Origin of the sequence: Microbacterium sp., assembly GCF_036823965.1 — a bacterium.
In the GTDB taxonomy this organism is placed as follows: Bacteria; Actinomycetota; Actinomycetes; order Actinomycetales; family Microbacteriaceae; genus Microbacterium.
Window position 1 is genome coordinate 93,269 of the sequence record NZ_DAITBE010000008.1, and the last position, 15,625, is coordinate 108,893.

Sequence of the window (15,625 nt, forward strand, 5' to 3'; positions counted from 1 at the left end):
CTCAGCGCTGCAGCGGCGCCGTCGAGTCGCGCACCGTGAGGTGCGCGGAGATGTGGTCGATGCGGTCGGCGCGGTCGCGCGTCGAGAACCTGCCGATGAGCATGTCGACGGCGGCCCGACCTGCGCTCTCGCCGGGCGAGGTGACGGTGGTGAGCGGCGGGTGCGAGAACGACGAGCCGAAGATGTCGTCGCAGCCGACGACGCTGAGGTCGTGCGGCACCGAGACGCCGAGCTGTCGGAATCGATCGAGCGCGCCGATGGCCAGCACGTCGTTGAAGAAGATGCAGGCGGTGGCGCGGGTGAGCACGACCGCGTCGGCGGCCGCTGCTCCGTTCGCGAGCGTCGGCTGATAGCGCCCGACCGTGACGAGGTCGACGCCCTGCTCGTCCGCCGCGGCGGTGATGGCCTCGTAGCGCGTGTGGTCTGTCCAGGAGCCGTGCGGGCCGCGAACATAGGCGATGCGCACGTGCCCGAGGGAGTTGAGGTAATGCACGGCCTGCGCGAGGCCGGCGGGGGTGTCGATCACGATGCCCGACAGGCCCGGTGCCTCCCGGTTGATCGTCACGGTCGGCGCGATCTGGGCGACCGCGCGCAGCGCCTCGTCGTCGATCCGAGGGGACGAGACGACGATGCCGTCGACCGTGCGGGCCATCTCGCGCAGCCACTGCTCCTCCATGGGCAGGGACTCCTCGGTGCTGACGAGCAGATGCAGATAGCTCGCGGCACGGATCTGGGCCTGTGCGCCGCGGATGACGTCGAGGTTGAACGGGTTGGTGAGGTTCGGGAGCACGAGCGCGATGGTGCCGCGCGCGAGGCGGTTCTCGGCGGCGGGCAGCAGCGCGGACGTGTAGCCCATCTCGTGCGCCTTGCTCGTGATCCGCTCGTACATCTCGGGGCTGACGCGGTTCGGATTCGAGAGCGCGCGCGAGACCGTCGACGGCGCGACGCCGAGCGCCTCCGCGATCTCGGTGAGCGTGACGCGGCGCTGGACACGACGTGCGGGAACGACCATGGCTCGATGCTACCGAACCGCGAGCGGTTCGGGACCGCGTCATTGGCACAGAAATTGCCAAGCCAGGCTCGCCCTATCCCTGGAATCACCGACACCTGTCCGGCTATCCGGCACAGAAGCGGCACGACGCTGCACCCTTCGATGCCGTCCGTCCTAGCCTGTCTGCAACAGCGGATTCGACGACGAGAGGAGCTGACGATGACCCGCAGAATCGATCTGGTCGCAGATCTCGGCGAGGGGTTCGGCCCCTGGCGGATGGGCGACGACGCCGCACTGCTCGACATCCTCACCTCGGCGAACATCGCCTGCGGCTTCCACGCCGGCGACCCGCAGATCATGGATGAGACCGTGCGCGCCTGCGTCGAGCGCGGCGTCGGCATCGGTGCGCATCCCTCGTTCCCCGACCTGCAGGGATTCGGGCGCCGAGACATGGGACTCACCGCCGACGAGGTGCGCACCGACGTGCTGTACCAGATCGGCGCGTTGCAGGCGATGGCCGCCTTCCACGGCGCCGCGGTCACGCACATCGCACCGCACGGCCGGCTCGGCAACCTGGTCGCGGTGCGCGAGGACTACGCGGAGGCCGTCGCCACGGCCGCGGCTCGCCTGAACCCCGAGCTCATCGTGCTCGCGCAGGACGGGAAGCTCGCGGATGCCGCGCGCGCCGCAGGGCTCCGGGTCGGCATCGTCGGGATCGCCGACCGCGCCTACGAGGACGACGGCACCCTGGTGCGTCGCACCGAGCCGGGCGCAGTGATCCACGACGGCGACGAGATCCGGCGGCGCACCGTGCGGATGGTCGTCGACGGCGTGATCGAGAGCCGCAACGGCGTGCTCATCCCGGTCGCGTGCGACACGGTGCTCGTGCACGGCGATACCGCCGGCGCGGTCGAGCTTGCTCGGCAGATCCGCGAGGGCCTGGAGACCGCCGGTGTCGAGATCGCCCCGCTCGCGGACTGGCTGGAGTGAGCGGCGCCATGGCTGCAGCATCCGTCGTCATCTCGCCCAGCGGCACCTCCGCCCTGCGTGTCGTCAGCACCCTCGCCGACCGCGACGCGGGTTGGCGGCTCGTCCATCACCTCGCGCGCTTCGTGGACGCCGCGCACGTCCCGGGTGTCGAGTGCGTCATCCCGACCTACGACGCGGCGCTGATCGAGCTCGACCCCGCCGAGGTGTCGCTCGATCGGCTCGGCGACTACCTCGCCCACGTGGTCGAGGGACTCGACGTCGACCGCCCGCTCACCGAGAGTCCGCGCACCTTCGACGTGCCGGTGCGGTACGACGTCGACGGCGAGCTCGATCTGCAGATGGTCGCCGACGCGCAGGGGGTGCGCATCGACGATGTCATCCGCCTCCACAGTGAGCCCACCTACGTCGTGCGCTGCCTCGGTGCGCCAGGCGGATCGCCCATGCTCGACGGCCCTCCCCTCCCGCTGCCCGTGCCGCGTCTGGCGAGCCCGCGCGCGCACGTGCCGCAGGGCGTCGTCTCGGTCGCCGGTCGGCAGGCGACGATCACTCCCGCTGCCGCGCCCGGCGGCTGGCCGCTGATCGGACGCACCCCGCTGACGGTGCTCGATCTCGCGGCCGAGCCCTTCGTCCCGTACGAGCCCGGCGACCTCATCCGCTTCCACGCGATCGACGGCGACGAGTACGAGTCGCTGCTCGGCGCCAGGATGGTGGCGCGATGAACGCCGGCGCGCTGACCGTCATCGACGCGGGCTCCACGCAGGTCACCGACCTCGGCCGCCGCCGCGGACCGCGCTTCGGCGTTCCGGTGAACGGTGCGCTCGATCAGCGCTCAGCCCGCATCGCGAACATCCTCGTCGGCAATCCGGAGGCGGCGCCGGTGCTCGAGATCACCGCACTCGACGCCGAGTTCGTCGCCGACGTCGACCTGCTGATCGCGGTGAGCGGCGCAGACGGGCATCTCACGGTCGACGGCGTCGCGCGTCCCTCGAACGAGCCGGTCTCGGTGCGTGCCGGCGAGGCGATCGCGCTTCGGCAGATCCAGGGCGGGCTGCGGTCATACCTGGCGGTGCGCGGCTCGTTCGACGTGCCGCAGCTCCTCGGCAGCTGCGCCCCGGATTCGGTGCTCGGCTTCGGCGGCCGGCTCGTCAGCGGTGCGTCGATCCCGGTGCGCCGCTCGACGGCACCGATCTTCAACGCGCACTTCTCCGCCGAGCTCTACAGCCTCGACGTGCCTCGCCTCCCGGCGGGATTCGTCGTGGATGTCACCGACGGCCCCGACATCGACGACTTCGCCGGCACCGCGGGTCGCCTCTTCGAGCAGCCCTATCTCGTCACGCCGAAGAGCAACCACATCGGCCTGCGCATGACCGGGCCGCTGCCGGAGCGGATCACGCAGGGCGAGGTGCTCTCCCGTGGCGTTCCGGTCGGGGCGGTCGAGGTGCCGCCGGGGGACGAGCTCCTGGTGCTGCATCGCGGGCGCGGCGTGACCGCCGGCTACCCGGTGCTCGCCGTCGTGACGCCCGGCTCGCTCGATGTGCTGGCGCAGGTGCGACCCGGTCAGCACCTCCGCTTCCGTCGACGCTCCGCGGCAGATGCCGCAGCCCGAGCTCGCGCCGAGCTCGTCGAACTCGAAGCGCTCCGTCGTCGCGTCCAGTCCGTGTTCGCGGCTCTGGACGCACTCGCAACAGCCACCACCGGAAGGACCCTGCTATGACTTTCTCCGACTACCGTGTCGCCGTCGTCACCGGCGCGACGAGCGGCGTCGGCCGCGGCGCGATCGACCTGTTCCTCGCGAAGGGACTCACGGTCCACGCGATCGCGCGCGACGAGTCGCGGCTCGCCGACCTGGCCGCGAAGGGCGTGATCACCCACGCGCTCGACGTGCGGGACACCGCTGCGCTCACCCGCGAGCTCGACGGCATCGAGGCCGACATCGTGCTGAACAGCGCGGGGGTCAGTCGCGCGGGCAACATCCTGAGCGCATCGGCCGAGGATCTCGACGACCTGATCGAGGTGAACCTCACGGCGGTGATGCAGATCCTGCGTCTCGTGTACCCGGGCATGGTCGAGCGCGACCGCGGTCACGTGCTCAACATCTCCTCGATCGCCGGGCACTACAACTTCTTCGGTCACACCGCCTATCACGCGACCAAGGCAGCGGTGCATCAGCTCTCGCGGCAGCTCCGCAACGACGCCATGGGCAAGCGGGTGCGCGTCACCGAGCTGAGCCCCGGTCGGATCGAGACCGAGATCTTCTCGCGCAACCTGGGCGGCACGCCCGAGACGGATGCCGAGGCCTGGGCGACCTACTACGAGGGCTTCGAGTCGCTCACGGTCGACGACATCGTCGCGGCGATCGAGTACGCGGTGGATGCGCCGGCGCACGTCAACATCGGGCTCATCGAGCTCATGCCCACATTCCAGGTGCCCGGCGGACTCACCTTCGAGCGCCGCCAGCAGGACGCCGTCCTCGAGAACGCAGAGTAAGGAACGACACCATGGTCCACGTCACCACGAAGATCGAGCGCGCCGACGCAGCCGACATCGCACGGCTCGGCGAATTCAGCGCCGCGACCATCCACGAGGCGCAGGGGCGCCGCGGCGCGCTGAACTCGAACATCAAGCCCATCGACCGCGACACGTCGTTCGTCGGGTCGGCGTTCACCGTCGTGTGCGCTCCCCGCGACAACCTCATGCTCCAGGTCGCGATCCACTACGCGCAGCCGGGCGATGTGCTCATCGTCTCGGCAGGCGAGTTCGCCGAGGCCGGCATGTTCGGCGACGTGCTCGGCAACGCCTGCAAGGCCAAGGGCATCGCGGCGCTCGTCACGGATGCCGGCGTGCGCGACACCCGGGAGCTGCGCGAGCTCGGACTCCCGGTGTTCTCCGGCAGCGTGTCGATCAAGGGCACGGTGAAGGAGACCCTCGGCGCGCTGAACCAGCCGGTCGTCTTCGCCGGCGAGCTCATCCGCCCCGGCGACATCGTCAAGGGCGATGCCGACGGCGTGGTCGTGGTGCGGCGCGAGGAGGCCGGTGAGGTCGCCGAGCTGTCGGCTGCGCGCGACGCGCACGAGGCCGAGCTCATCACGAAGTACTGGGCCGGCGGCACGACCATCGAGCTCTGCAACCTCACCGAGGTGCTGAAGGCGAAGGGCCTGACGTCCGACATCGAGGACGCGTCATGACCGAGGCGACCGTGTCATCCGATGCAGTCGCGTCGTCGTTCAGGGCGGCCGAGCGTCTCGGTCGCATCAAGCCCTCGCCGAGCACGGCCGCGGCGGCACGGGTGCGGGAGCTGAAGGCCGAGGGCCGGCGCATCCTCGACCTGACCGTGGGCGAGCCGGACTTCGACACGCCTGCGCATGTCACGCACGCCGCGATCGCCGCGATCGAGGCGGGCGAGACGAAGTACACGCCGGTGAACGGCACGCCCCGGCTGCGACAGGCGATCCGGGGTGCGCTGCAGCGCACCCACGGGATCGAGTACTCGGATGCCGAGATCACGGTGGGCGGCGGCGGCAAGCAGGTCATCTTCCTCGCCCTGATGGCGACCGTGGATGCCGGCGACGAGGTGCTCATCCCGGCGCCGTACTGGGTCTCGTACCCCGACATGGTGCGCGCGAACGACGGCACTCCGGTGATCGTCGCGACGTCGGCCGAGGCCGGCTACAAGCTGACGGCCGCCGAGCTGGAGGCCGCGATCACCGACCGCACCACCTGGCTGATCCTGAACAGCCCGGGCAACCCGAGTGGCGCGATCCACACCGCGCACGAGCTCGCCGAGCTCGCCGAGGTGCTGCGTCGTCACCCCGCCGTCTCGGTGCTGTCGGATGAGATCTACAGCGAGATCTCGTTCACCGGATCGCCGGCGCCGAGCCTGGCCTCCGTCGCCCCCGACCTCCGCCACCGCGTGCTCGTGGTCTCCGGCGTCTCGAAGTCGTATGCGATGACCGGCTGGCGGCTGGGCTACGCGGCCGGCGACCCAGCGCTCATCGGCGCGATCAACACGCTGCAGTCCCAGACGTCGTCGTGCCCGTCGTCGATCAGCCAGGCCGCAGCGGCTGCGGCACTCGAAGGGCCGCAGGACTTCATCGCCGAGTCCGTGCCGGTGTATTGCGAGCGCCGCGATGCCGCGGTGGCGGGGCTCGGCGCGATCGACGGACTCACGCCGCTCGTCCCCGACGGGGCCTTCTATCTGTACGTCGACTGCGCCGGCCTCATCGGCAGGCGCACGGAGGACGGCAGCATCCTCACCGGTGATCAGGACGTGACCCTCTACCTGCTCGACCGGGCCGGCGTCGCCGTCATCCAGGGGTCCGCCTACGGACAGTCGCCGTTCTTCCGGATCTCGTTCGCGACCGACCTCGACACGATCACCGCCGCGATCCAGGAGATCGCCACCGCCGTGAGCGCACTGCGATGACCGGGCAGCGGATCGAGAACCCGTTCGACCTCACCGGTCGGCGGGCTCTGGTGACCGGCTCCAGCCGCGGCATCGGCCTCGCCATCGCCCGGTCGCTGCTCGGCGCCGGCGCGCACGTGGTCGTGCACGGTCGAGACGCCGCGGTCGTCGACGCGACCGCCGCCTCGCTCGCGGGGGAGTTCGGAGCGGATGCCGTGTCGACCGCCGCGTTCGACATCACCGACGAAGCCGCGGTCATCGCCGGCATCCGCGACATCGAAGCCGCCGGCCCGCTCGACATCCTTGTGAACAACGCGGGGATGCAGCACCGTGAGCCGATGCTCGAGGTGAGTCTGGAGAACTGGGAGCGCGTGATCCGCACCGATCTGACCAGCGCCTTCCTCGTCGGTCGCACCGCGGCCCGTGCGATGGTCGAGCGCGGCGGCGGAGCGATCGTGAACATCTGCTCGGTGCAGACCGACCTCGCCCGTCCCACGATCGGCGCGTACACCGCGGCGAAGGGCGGGCTTCGCAACCTCACCAAGGCCATGACCGCGGAATGGGCCGGCAGCGGCGTGCGCGTGAACGGCGTCGCCCCCGGCTACATCCGCACCGAGCTCACGCAGTCGCTCGTCGACGATCCGACCTTCAACGCGTGGGTCCTCGGTCGCACGCCGGTCGGCCGCTGGGGAGAGCCGGAGGACATCGGCGGCGCCGTGGTCTGGCTCGCCTCGGACGCATCGCGCTTCGTGACCGGCCAGGTCGTCTTCGTCGACGGCGGCATGACGGCGGTGGTCTGATGTCGGATGCGCTGCACGCACTCGTGATCCACGAGGCCGGCGATCTCCGTCTCGATGTGATCCCGGAGCCGGTGCCTGCGCCGGACGAAGCGGTGATCGACGTCATCTACGGCGGCATCTGCGGCTCCGATCTCCACTACTGGAAGCACGGCGCAGCGGGGGAGTCGATCCTCCGTGCCCCGATGGTGCTGGGGCACGAGGTCGTCGGCGTCGTCCGCCGAGCCGCGGCCGACGGCAGCGGCCCCCCGGAGCAGACCCGCGTCGCGGTGCATCCGGCGACCCCGGCGAAGGAGGCCATCCGCCACCCGGTCGACCGGCCGAACATCTCCGGCGGCGGTTACCTGGGTTCCGCGGCGCGCTTCCCGCACCGGGACGGCGCCTTCGCGCAGCGGGTCGCGATGCCGACCAGGATGCTGCGTGCGCTCCCAGAGGGCGTCGATCTGCAGGAGGCCGCGCTGATCGAGCCGGCCAGTGTCGCGTGGCACGCCGTCAGCCGGATCGGCGACGTCACCGACCTCTCCGCGCTCGTCGTCGGCTGCGGTCCGATCGGCCTGCTCGCCATCGCGGTGCTGCGGGCACGGGGCGCACGCCATATCACCGCCGTCGATCTGCACGAGCGCCCGCTCGGCATCGCGCGGGAACTCGGTGCCGACATCACGCTGCAGCAGCCGGATGACGCCGACATCGCGGCGATCGACGCGGATGTCGTGATCGAGTCCTCCGGCAGCCATCGCGGTCTCGACACCGCGATCCGCGGCGCAGCGCGTGGTGGTGCAGTGGCGATGGTGGGGCTGCTGCCGAGTGGTCCGCAGCCAGTGCAGGTCGCGCTCGCGATCGCGAAGGAGCTCGACCTGCTCGGGTCGTTCCGTTTCAACGACGAGATCGACGAGGTGATCGCCGCGCTCGCCGATGGCACGTTGCGGATCGCGCCGGTGATCAGCCACGTCAAGCGCTGGCGCTCGGCTGCAGACGCGTTCGCGCTCGCCGCCGACCCGACCGTGTCGAGCAAGGTGCTCCTGCAGTTCGGGCGCGGACGGTGACGTCCCCTCCCGGCGCCGCCTCCGCGCCGCACGGCAGCGCCGCCGGCTATGACGCGGGCTGCCGCACCAGGGCGATGTGCCCGCACGGCCCGGATTCGGGGTGGCTCAGCTGCGCGGAAGCCGTGGTGCGCCGGCGCGGGGACTACCACCTCCTGCGTCTTCCCGCGGATCAGCCGCTGCCGAGACACGGCAACGTCGGCGTGATGACGTCGTCGCACGAGCCCGTCCGCGCGGTGCACGGCACACCATGGGGGTACGCCCGCGGATGCCGCGATGCGCGCGCATGCCCGAACCGGCTTCGCGGCGCGGTGACCTGCGCCGACGCGCGGCGTCGGTACGTGCAGGACTACTCGGCGAGGCGTGCGGCCGGCGCTGGGACGCCGATCGAGCACGGCACGCCCAACGGGTATCTCCTGGGGTGCCGTGACAGCCGGCTCTGCCCCGGCGGCGACGAGGGCGTCTCCTGCACCGAGGCGCGATCACGACATCGGATGCGGATCGCACGCGCGGCCGGCATCGCCCCACGCGCCGAGACCCTCGACGCCGCCCCGGCGATCGCGAAGGTCCGCGCGCTGCGGTCGCAGGGATGGTCGCTGCGTCGCATCTCGTCGGCGACCGGGTGCGGACGCACCACGATCGCCGAACTCACCGGCGAGACCGGCGCGGTGCGGGAGCGGATCACGCCCGTCACGCTGCGACGGATCCTCGCCGTCCAGCCGTGACGACCGTCGCTCGTCGGCTCGGCACGGCTGGACGCCGCGTACCCTTGGCCTCATGACCGCAACGAACGCCCGAACCGCCGCGCAGGTCGTCGACTGGCGACGCCGTGTCTTCGCCCTCTACGACGCCGTGCGCCGGGCGGAGTCTCCCGAGGACGCGCACGAGCTCTGGCGGATCGAACGCGACGAGCTGCTGCTGCATCACCCCGCGACGCCGCTGCGCTCGGAGGACCGGCCGCTGTTCGAGGGAATCCCGATCGCTCCCTACGACGCAGCGTGGCGCTTCGAGCTGCCGATCCTGCCTGCCGAACCCGGCGGCTTCGACTTCGCCACCGGCACCGACGGCGTCGTGCCCTTCGAACGGGTCGGCAGGGTCGAGGTCCCCGATGCCGGCTCGCTCGACATCTGGCGGCTGACCACCTACGGCGGCGGGCTGTTCATCCCCGTGCGCGATGCACTGGCCGGGCGCCCCGGCGGGACCTACGGCGGCGGGCGCTACCTCATCGACACGATCAAGGGTGCCGACCTCGGCTCCGATGCCGAGCGCGGCACGATCGTCCTCGACTTCAACTTCGCGTACAACCCGTCGTGCGCCTACGACCCGGCGTGGGCATGCCCGCTCGCCCAGCCCGGCAACGTGCTCCCCGTCGCGGTTCCCGTCGGCGAGCTGTACGCCGGCGCCTGAGCGCACGGCGACACCCGTCAGGCCCGCGGCGGCCCTGATGAGTCGCGCACGATGAGTTCGTGCGCGGTCTCGATCGTCCTCGCCTCGTCGGTCCCGGGCCGGAGGATGAGCGACACGGCGTGCTGGCCCATCTCGAACATCGGGATCCGGGCGGTCGTGAGCGCGGGGGCCACGTCTGCTGCGACGGCGATGTCGTCGAATCCGACGACGGAGAGGTCTTCCGGCACGCGGATGCCGTGCTGGCGGAGTTCGCTGAGGATGCCGATGGCCATGGCGTCGTTGAGGCCGACGATGGCGGTGATGTCGCGGTCGATGAGTTCGCGTGCACCGGCGATGCCGCCGTCGCGGGTGAACGACTTGGAGACGACGGTGAGTTCGACACCGGCATCCGCTGTGCCCTCGCGCAGTCCGGCGATGCGGTCGGCGACCGTGTTCAGCTCCGGCGGTCCGGCGACCACGCCGATGCGGCGGTGGCCGAGGTCTGCGAGGTGCCGGCCGATCGAGACGCCGGCTCGGTGGTTGTCCGGGAGCACCGCGTCGACCGGGAGGTGGTGGCGCCCGATCACGGCGACGCGTCCGCCGGCGACGGTGAAGCCCATGAGCGCCTCGGCCATCGCGACCTCGTGGATCGGGTCCGCATAGCCGGAGCCGGCGATGATGATCGAGCCGACGCGCTGGCGCATGAGCGCCTTGACCTGGGCGAGTTCGCTGTCGGGCGTGCGCTCGGCCTGCGCGATCTGCACCGAGCGATGCTCGAGGGTGGCGCTGCGGATCACGCCGCTGGCGATGTCCGCGAAGTACGGGTCGCCGATCTCGTGCACCACGAGTCCGATGGTGGGGACGAGTCCGCCGGCGAGCCCTCTGGCGTGCATGTTCGGCTCGTAGCCGAGTCGCTGCGCGACGTCACGGACGTGGGCTGCGACCTCGGGGGAGATGCCGGAGCCGCCCGACATCGCCCGCGAGGCGCTGGCGAGGGAGACCCCGGCGGCCTCGGCCACATCGATGAGTCGTGGCGCGTCTGCACGCTTCACGAAACCTCCCCCTGGAGCAAAGATCGACGCTGACTGCGCTGTGGGTTGCTCTCGTCACTTCGGTCCCACTATAGTGGCGGAAGCGCTTACGAAAGCGCTTTCGCTACGATGACGTAGGAGACTCGGATGACTGCACCCCGACACGGTCGACGGATTGCCATGGCGATCGGAATGGTATCGATCGCAGCGCTCACGGTTACGGCTTGCTCCGGAACCGGCGACCAGGCGGAAGGGGGTGGCTCTGACGATCCCATCGTCATCGGCATCTCGCTGCCGCTCACGGGCGACTTCTCCGAACCGGGCAAGGGCGTCGAGCGAGGCTACGAGGCCTGGCGTGACATCATCAACGAGAACGGCGGACTCCTCGGTCGTCAGGTCGAGCTGAAGATCCTCGACGACCAGTCCAACGCCGACCGTGTCGTCTCGGACTACGAGTCGCTGATCGCGCAGGACGGCGTCGACCTCGTGTTCGGGCCGTTCTCCACCCGACTCGTGGTGCCGTCGGCCCGCGTCGCGCAGGAGTACGGCATGCTCTTCGTCGAGCCGGCCGGCGCAGCCGAGGAGGTCTTCGAGCAGGGCTTCGACAACCTGTTCTACGCCGCCCCCGCGATCGCGAACGACCACTACAACAACCTCGCGGACTACCTGCTCGCGCTGCCGGAGGGCGAGCGCCCCGAGACCGCGGCGGTCGCCTCGATGGACGACCCGTTCGCCCAGGGCACCGCCTACGGCCTCAGGGACAAGCTCGAGGAGGCCGGCGTCGAGATCCTCGTGAACGAGGTCTACCCGCCGAACACGACGGACTTCTCCACGATCGCCGCGAAGATCGCGCAGTCGGATGCCGACATCGTGATCGGCGGCACGCAGTACCAGGACGCGGTCAACCTGATCATCGCGCTGCAGCAGCTGAACTATCAGCCGGAGCTCGCGGCATTCTCGACGGCACCGACCAACCCCGAGTTCGCAGCCGCGATCGGCGGGGCGACCGAGGGCATCCTCGCGCCGACCGGATACTCGCCGAAGTCGCAGTTCCCCAGCAACATCGAGTTCGTCGAGAAGTACACCGAGATGCACGGCAACCCGCCGTCCGAGGACGAGGCGAACGCCTACACGACCGGCCAGGTCGTCGCGGCTGCCGTCGAGGCCGTCGGGTGTGCCGAGCAGGGCGACTGCCAGCAGGAGCTCATCGACTGGCTGCGCGACAACTCGGTCGAGACCGTCGTCGGCGAACTCAGCTGGGATGAGACGGGCAAGCCCACCGGCGCGCACCTGATCCAGCAATGGGTCGGCGGCGAGATCCTGATCGTCCTCCCCGAGGACGTCAAGGAGTCCGACTTCCTCTTCCCGAAGCCGACGTGGTGATCCGCACGTGAGTGGAGCACTGCTGCTGCAAAGCCTGATCCTCGGCATCCTGCTGGGAGGGCTCTACGCCCTCCTGGCGGCCGGGCTCACGCTGTACTTCGGAATCATGCGCGTCGTCATGATCGCGCACTCCGCGTTCCTGATCCTCGCCGCCTACCTGGCCTGGTGGTTCAACCGGGAGACCGGCATCGACCCGCTCGTGTCGCTCATCGTCACGGTGCCCCTGTTCTTCCTCACAGGCGTCGTGATGCAGCGACTGCTCGTCTCGCGGTTGAAGCCCCTGACACTGACCATGATGTCGGTGCTGCTCACCTTCGCGGTGGCGCTCGTGATCGAGGGCTCGCTCGGGTTCTTCTTCACGGGCACGCAGCGCCGCATCCCGCTGCCATACGCCAGCGCCAGTCTCGACTTCTTCGGGGCGCAGGTGCCGGTCGTGAAGCTGATCGCCTTCGGCCTTGCCGCACTGGCCCTCGCCGGACTCTTCGTGCTCCTGAAGTACACGAAGTTCGGCCAGGCGCTGCGGGCGACCATCCAGCATCCTGAAGCCGCCCGACTCGTCGGCATCAACACCGATCGCGTCGCCGGCTACGGATTCGGACTCGGGCTCGCGACGGCGGCGATCGGCGGCACCGCGCTCTCGCTCGACGCCACGATCTACCCCTCGCTGCACTGGCACTGGATCGGCCCGCTCATGGCGATCATCGTCGTCGGCGGTCTCGGCAGCATCCCGGGCGCAGCCATCGCGGCGCTCGTGCTCGGGGTCGCGCAGAGCCTGCTCCAGCTCCCGCTGGGGCCGACGTGGGCGCAGACGGTGTTCTACGTCGCGCTGTTCGCCACGCTCATGTTCCGTCCGCAAGGATTCTTCGGAGGTCGTCTTGCCCAGCGTTTCTAGCCGAGAGCCGATCGCCACCGAGACGGTGGTGATCGCACCTCCTGCACCTGTCCGCCGGTCGTCGACGAAGTGGGTCGGCATCGTCCTCATCGTCATCGGCGCGGCACTCATCCTGTCGTTCCCGACGATCGCTCCGAACCCGTACATCCTGTCGGCCGGCGTCGTGATCCTGAACTACGCCGTGCTGTCGACGGGATGGAACTTCATGGGCGGGTTCACCGGGTACATCTCGCTCGGGCACGCCGCGTACTTCGGACTCGGCGCCTACGGCACCGGGCTGCTGATCAAGTACCTGGCGCTCCCCGGCTTCGTCGCCTGGATCCTCGCCGCCGTGCTCGTCACCGTCATCGCGATCCCGATCGGCATCGCAGCCCTCCGGGTGCGCGGCGCATCGTTCGTGATCGTGTCGATCGCCTTCGTCCTGATCATGCTGCTGGTGTTCCAGAGCTGGCGCGACGTCACCGGCGGCTCAGAGGGACTGAACGTCCCGCGTCCGTTCGACGTGCTGCGCCCCGAGCATCACCGCATCTTCTATTACCTGTTCGCCGGGCTCCTGGCGTTCGCGATCGTGGTGTGGTGGCTCATCGACCGGTCGAAGTTCGGCACCGCGCTGAAGTCCATCCGAGAGGACGAGGACAAGGCGCAGTCGCTCGGCGTGCCCACCACCCGGTACAAGCTGATCGCCTACATCCTGTCCGCGCTGTTCGTGTCGCTCGGCGGCGGACTCTACGCGCTGTGGTTCGGCGACCTGGATCCGATCTTCCAGTTCTCGATCCTGATCGGCTCGTACATGGTGCTCATGGCGCTGCTCGGCGGCGTCAGGAACCTCTTCGGCCCGCTGCTCGGCGCCGTGGTCGTCGGCCTCGCGCTCGAGTACTTCAAGCTCGAGTTCGGCGACACGCAGTTCCACCTGATCGCGACCGGCATCCTGCTCGGCGTCGTCGTGCTCTTCATGCCGGACGGGATCATCCCCGCGGTGAAGGCGCTGTTCACGCGAGGGCGGGATCAGGCCTCGATCCGCGAGGTCACCGCGGGTGAGCTGCTCGAACAGAACACGGCCCGCACCGCAGCGCACCGGACAGCGCAGCAGTCCACGCGACGAGCGGATGCCGCAGGAGAGGAGGCGTCGTCATGAACGCTCGCGCAGCACAGGGCACCGCAACGCTGGAGAGCCTGAGCACGGTCGAGATGACCAAGTCCTTCGGCGGGGTCACCGCTGTCGACGCGGCATCCGTGACGTTCCTGGAGGGGAAGGTCAACGGACTGATCGGGCCGAACGGCTCGGGCAAGACGACCTTCTTCAACTGCGTGACCGGCATGATCAAGCCGGACTCCGGCCAGGTCAGGTACCGCGGGCACGCCATCACCGGGAAGTCACCCGACCGCATCGCCCGCACCGGCATCGGGCGCAGCTTCCAGCTGTGCCGGGTGTTCCCGCGGATGACCGTGATCGAGAACCTGCTCGTGGCGGTCCGCAGCACCAGCATCCGCCAGCAGCTTCGCTCGGCGAAGGACCCGGACGAACTCGAACGGGCACGCGGCTGGCTGCGCCGGGTGGGCATCGATCACCTCGAGCACGCTGAGGCGCGCAACCTCAGCTACGGACAGCAGAAGCTGCTCGAGCTGGCCGGTGTGCTGATGGGCGAGCCGGACACGATCATGCTCGACGAGCCGGCCGGCGGGGTGAACCCGGCCCTGATCGGCCGCATCGCCACGCTCGTGCGCGAGCTCAACGACGAGGGCAAGACCTTCATCATCGTCGAGCACAACATGGAGATGGTCATGAGCCTGTGCGATCACGTCGTCGTGTTCGACCGCGGTCGTCCGATCGCCCAGGGCACTCCCGAGATCATCCAGAAGGACCCGCGAGTGCTGGAGGCATACCTTGGCGTCTGAGACGAAGAACCTGCTCGAGCTGCGCGACATCGAGGCGGGCTACGGGCGCGCTGCGCTCGTGCTCCGCGGCCTCACGGTCGAGGTGCCACCGGCATCCGTCGTCTGCCTGGTCGGACCGAACGGCGCCGGCAAGTCCACGGTGCTGAAGGTGGCGAGCGGCATGCTGAAGCCGCGGTCGGGCACCATCCGGGTCGACGGCGAGGACGTCACGGGTGACGGCCCGCAGAAGATGCTGCAGAACGGACTCGCGCATGTGCTCCAGGGGCACAGCGTGTTCCGCGAGATGACCGTCGGCGAGAACGTGATGCTCGGCGCCTTCACCCTCAAGGACCAGAAGGTCATCCAGGAGCGCGTCGAGTTCGTGCAGAACCTGTTCCCCATCGTGGGGGAGCGGTGGAAGCAGCTCGCCGGCCTCCTGTCCGGCGGGCAGCAGAAGCAGGTCGAGTTCGCCCGTTCGCTCATGGTCAGCCCGAAGGTGGTGCTGCTCGACGAGCCGTCGATGGGGCTCGACCCCAAGACGACGGCGAAGGTCTTCGAACAGGTCGCGCGGATGCGGGATGCCGGCACGGCGGTGCTGCTCGTGGAGCAGAACGCGCGGCGCGCGCTGGAGACCGCCGACATCGGCTGCGTGCTCGACCTCGGTCGCGTGCACATCTCGGGGCCCGCGCCCGAGCTGCTCGCCGACCCGACGCTGGCTGCGCTGTACCTGGGCGGCAAGCCCGCCACCGACGACGCCGCGACAGCGGGTCTCTAGACCGCACCACGACCCTCGATCGCCCTCCCCGCTGCAGTGCCGCCCCGGGGAGGGGGTACGACC

General features: G+C 69.9%; 17 protein-coding genes. 15 read left to right on the plus strand and 2 right to left on the minus strand.

Annotated features, from left to right (window positions below):
* Nucleotide 1: 1 nt before the first annotated feature.
* A complete protein-coding gene (locus V7Z82_RS14090) occupies nucleotides 2-1,012 on the minus strand; it encodes a LacI family DNA-binding transcriptional regulator (protein ID WP_334152164.1) in 1,011 nt (336 codons plus the stop codon).
* A 198-nt stretch (nucleotides 1,013-1,210) separates the two neighbouring features.
* Here V7Z82_RS14090 and V7Z82_RS14095 point away from each other — a divergent pair, with 198 nt between their 5' ends.
* From V7Z82_RS14095 to V7Z82_RS14140, 10 genes are read left to right on the plus strand one after another with little or no spacing between them, the layout of a single operon-like run.
* Nucleotides 1,211-1,981 (plus strand): LamB/YcsF family protein, encoded by a 771-nt coding sequence (locus V7Z82_RS14095; protein WP_334152165.1) that lies wholly within the window; start codon nucleotides 1,211-1,213, stop codon nucleotides 1,979-1,981.
* 8 nt (nucleotides 1,982-1,989) lie between these two features.
* The gene (locus tag V7Z82_RS14100) at nucleotides 1,990-2,700 is read left to right on the plus strand and encodes a 5-oxoprolinase subunit B family protein (RefSeq protein WP_334152166.1); all 711 of its coding nucleotides are present in this window, start codon (nucleotides 1,990-1,992) and stop codon (nucleotides 2,698-2,700) included.
* Nucleotides 2,697-3,695, plus strand: a complete 999-nt coding sequence (locus tag V7Z82_RS14105; RefSeq protein WP_334152167.1) for a biotin-dependent carboxyltransferase family protein — start codon at nucleotides 2,697-2,699, stop codon at nucleotides 3,693-3,695. Before V7Z82_RS14100 ends, V7Z82_RS14105 begins: the two co-directional genes overlap by 4 nt.
* Nucleotides 3,692-4,468, plus strand: coding sequence for an SDR family oxidoreductase (locus tag V7Z82_RS14110; RefSeq protein ID WP_334152168.1), 777 nt, complete (start codon nucleotides 3,692-3,694; stop codon nucleotides 4,466-4,468). Before V7Z82_RS14105 ends, V7Z82_RS14110 begins: the two co-directional genes overlap by 4 nt.
* An 11-nt stretch (nucleotides 4,469-4,479) precedes the next feature.
* A complete protein-coding gene (locus V7Z82_RS14115; protein ID WP_334152169.1) occupies nucleotides 4,480-5,166 on the plus strand; it encodes a 4-carboxy-4-hydroxy-2-oxoadipate aldolase/oxaloacetate decarboxylase in 687 nt (228 codons plus the stop codon).
* Nucleotides 5,163-6,404 (plus strand): aspartate transaminase, encoded by a 1,242-nt coding sequence (locus tag V7Z82_RS14120; RefSeq protein WP_334152170.1) that lies wholly within the window; start codon nucleotides 5,163-5,165, stop codon nucleotides 6,402-6,404. Before V7Z82_RS14115 ends, V7Z82_RS14120 begins: the two co-directional genes overlap by 4 nt.
* Nucleotides 6,401-7,183, plus strand: coding sequence for a glucose 1-dehydrogenase (locus tag V7Z82_RS14125; RefSeq protein WP_334152171.1), 783 nt, complete (start codon nucleotides 6,401-6,403; stop codon nucleotides 7,181-7,183). The genes V7Z82_RS14120 and V7Z82_RS14125 overlap by 4 nt, the downstream gene beginning before the upstream one ends.
* Nucleotides 7,183-8,223 carry a zinc-binding dehydrogenase gene (locus V7Z82_RS14130; RefSeq protein ID WP_334152172.1) on the plus strand — a complete coding sequence of 347 codons (1,041 nt, stop codon included), beginning with the start codon at nucleotides 7,183-7,185 and terminating at the stop codon, nucleotides 8,221-8,223. The genes V7Z82_RS14125 and V7Z82_RS14130 overlap by 1 nt, the downstream gene beginning before the upstream one ends.
* Nucleotides 8,220-8,945: a hypothetical protein gene (locus V7Z82_RS14135; RefSeq protein ID WP_334152173.1), complete on the plus strand. Its 726-nt coding sequence runs from the start codon at nucleotides 8,220-8,222 to the stop codon at nucleotides 8,943-8,945. Before V7Z82_RS14130 ends, V7Z82_RS14135 begins: the two co-directional genes overlap by 4 nt.
* 52 nt (nucleotides 8,946-8,997) lie before the next feature.
* Entirely contained in the window at nucleotides 8,998-9,627 is a 630-nt protein-coding gene (locus V7Z82_RS14140; RefSeq protein ID WP_334152174.1) for a DUF1684 domain-containing protein, read from the plus strand.
* Between the two features lie 17 nt (nucleotides 9,628-9,644).
* On the opposite strand, the gene V7Z82_RS14145 is transcribed toward V7Z82_RS14140, so the two are convergent.
* Entirely contained in the window at nucleotides 9,645-10,658 is a 1,014-nt protein-coding gene (locus V7Z82_RS14145) for a LacI family DNA-binding transcriptional regulator (protein ID WP_334152175.1), read from the minus strand.
* A gap of 126 nt (nucleotides 10,659-10,784) precedes the next feature.
* On the opposite strand from V7Z82_RS14145, the gene V7Z82_RS14150 reads away from it, so the two are divergent.
* The 5 genes from V7Z82_RS14150 to V7Z82_RS14170 are packed head-to-tail and all read left to right on the plus strand — an operon-like array spanning nucleotide 10,785 to nucleotide 15,562.
* Nucleotides 10,785-12,020: an amino acid ABC transporter substrate-binding protein gene (locus V7Z82_RS14150; RefSeq protein WP_334152176.1), complete on the plus strand. Its 1,236-nt coding sequence runs from the start codon at nucleotides 10,785-10,787 to the stop codon at nucleotides 12,018-12,020.
* Between the two features lie 7 nt (nucleotides 12,021-12,027).
* Nucleotides 12,028-12,912 (plus strand): branched-chain amino acid ABC transporter permease, encoded by an 885-nt coding sequence (locus V7Z82_RS14155; protein WP_334152177.1) that lies wholly within the window; start codon nucleotides 12,028-12,030, stop codon nucleotides 12,910-12,912.
* Entirely contained in the window at nucleotides 12,896-14,047 is a 1,152-nt protein-coding gene (locus V7Z82_RS14160; RefSeq protein ID WP_334152178.1) for a branched-chain amino acid ABC transporter permease, read from the plus strand. Before V7Z82_RS14155 ends, V7Z82_RS14160 begins: the two co-directional genes overlap by 17 nt.
* Nucleotides 14,044-14,808 carry an ABC transporter ATP-binding protein gene (locus V7Z82_RS14165; RefSeq protein ID WP_334152179.1) on the plus strand — a complete coding sequence of 255 codons (765 nt, stop codon included), beginning with the start codon at nucleotides 14,044-14,046 and terminating at the stop codon, nucleotides 14,806-14,808. The genes V7Z82_RS14160 and V7Z82_RS14165 overlap by 4 nt, the downstream gene beginning before the upstream one ends.
* Nucleotides 14,798-15,562, plus strand: coding sequence for an ABC transporter ATP-binding protein (locus tag V7Z82_RS14170; protein WP_334152180.1), 765 nt, complete (start codon nucleotides 14,798-14,800; stop codon nucleotides 15,560-15,562). Before V7Z82_RS14165 ends, V7Z82_RS14170 begins: the two co-directional genes overlap by 11 nt.
* Nucleotides 15,563-15,625 lie beyond the last annotated feature (63 nt).

Bases quoted from the DNA above. Each gene is read 5' to 3' on its own strand.
- V7Z82_RS14090 (WP_334152164.1), bottom strand. From the start codon at position 1,012: ATGGTCGTTCCCGCACGTCGTGTCCAGCGCCGCGTCACGCTCACCGAG.
- V7Z82_RS14095 (WP_334152165.1), top strand. From the start codon at position 1,211: ATGACCCGCAGAATCGATCTGGTCGCAGATCTCGGCGAGGGGTTCGGC.
- V7Z82_RS14100 (WP_334152166.1), top strand. From the start codon at position 1,990: ATGGCTGCAGCATCCGTCGTCATCTCGCCCAGCGGCACCTCCGCCCTG.
- V7Z82_RS14105 (WP_334152167.1), top strand. From the start codon at position 2,697: ATGAACGCCGGCGCGCTGACCGTCATCGACGCGGGCTCCACGCAGGTC.
- V7Z82_RS14110 (WP_334152168.1), top strand. From the start codon at position 3,692: ATGACTTTCTCCGACTACCGTGTCGCCGTCGTCACCGGCGCGACGAGC.
- V7Z82_RS14115 (WP_334152169.1), top strand. From the start codon at position 4,480: ATGGTCCACGTCACCACGAAGATCGAGCGCGCCGACGCAGCCGACATC.
- V7Z82_RS14120 (WP_334152170.1), top strand. From the start codon at position 5,163: ATGACCGAGGCGACCGTGTCATCCGATGCAGTCGCGTCGTCGTTCAGG.
- V7Z82_RS14125 (WP_334152171.1), top strand. From the start codon at position 6,401: ATGACCGGGCAGCGGATCGAGAACCCGTTCGACCTCACCGGTCGGCGG.
- V7Z82_RS14130 (WP_334152172.1), top strand. From the start codon at position 7,183: ATGTCGGATGCGCTGCACGCACTCGTGATCCACGAGGCCGGCGATCTC.
- V7Z82_RS14140 (WP_334152174.1), top strand. From the start codon at position 8,998: ATGACCGCAACGAACGCCCGAACCGCCGCGCAGGTCGTCGACTGGCGA.
- V7Z82_RS14150 (WP_334152176.1), top strand. From the start codon at position 10,785: ATGACTGCACCCCGACACGGTCGACGGATTGCCATGGCGATCGGAATG.
- V7Z82_RS14165 (WP_334152179.1), top strand. From the start codon at position 14,044: ATGAACGCTCGCGCAGCACAGGGCACCGCAACGCTGGAGAGCCTGAGC.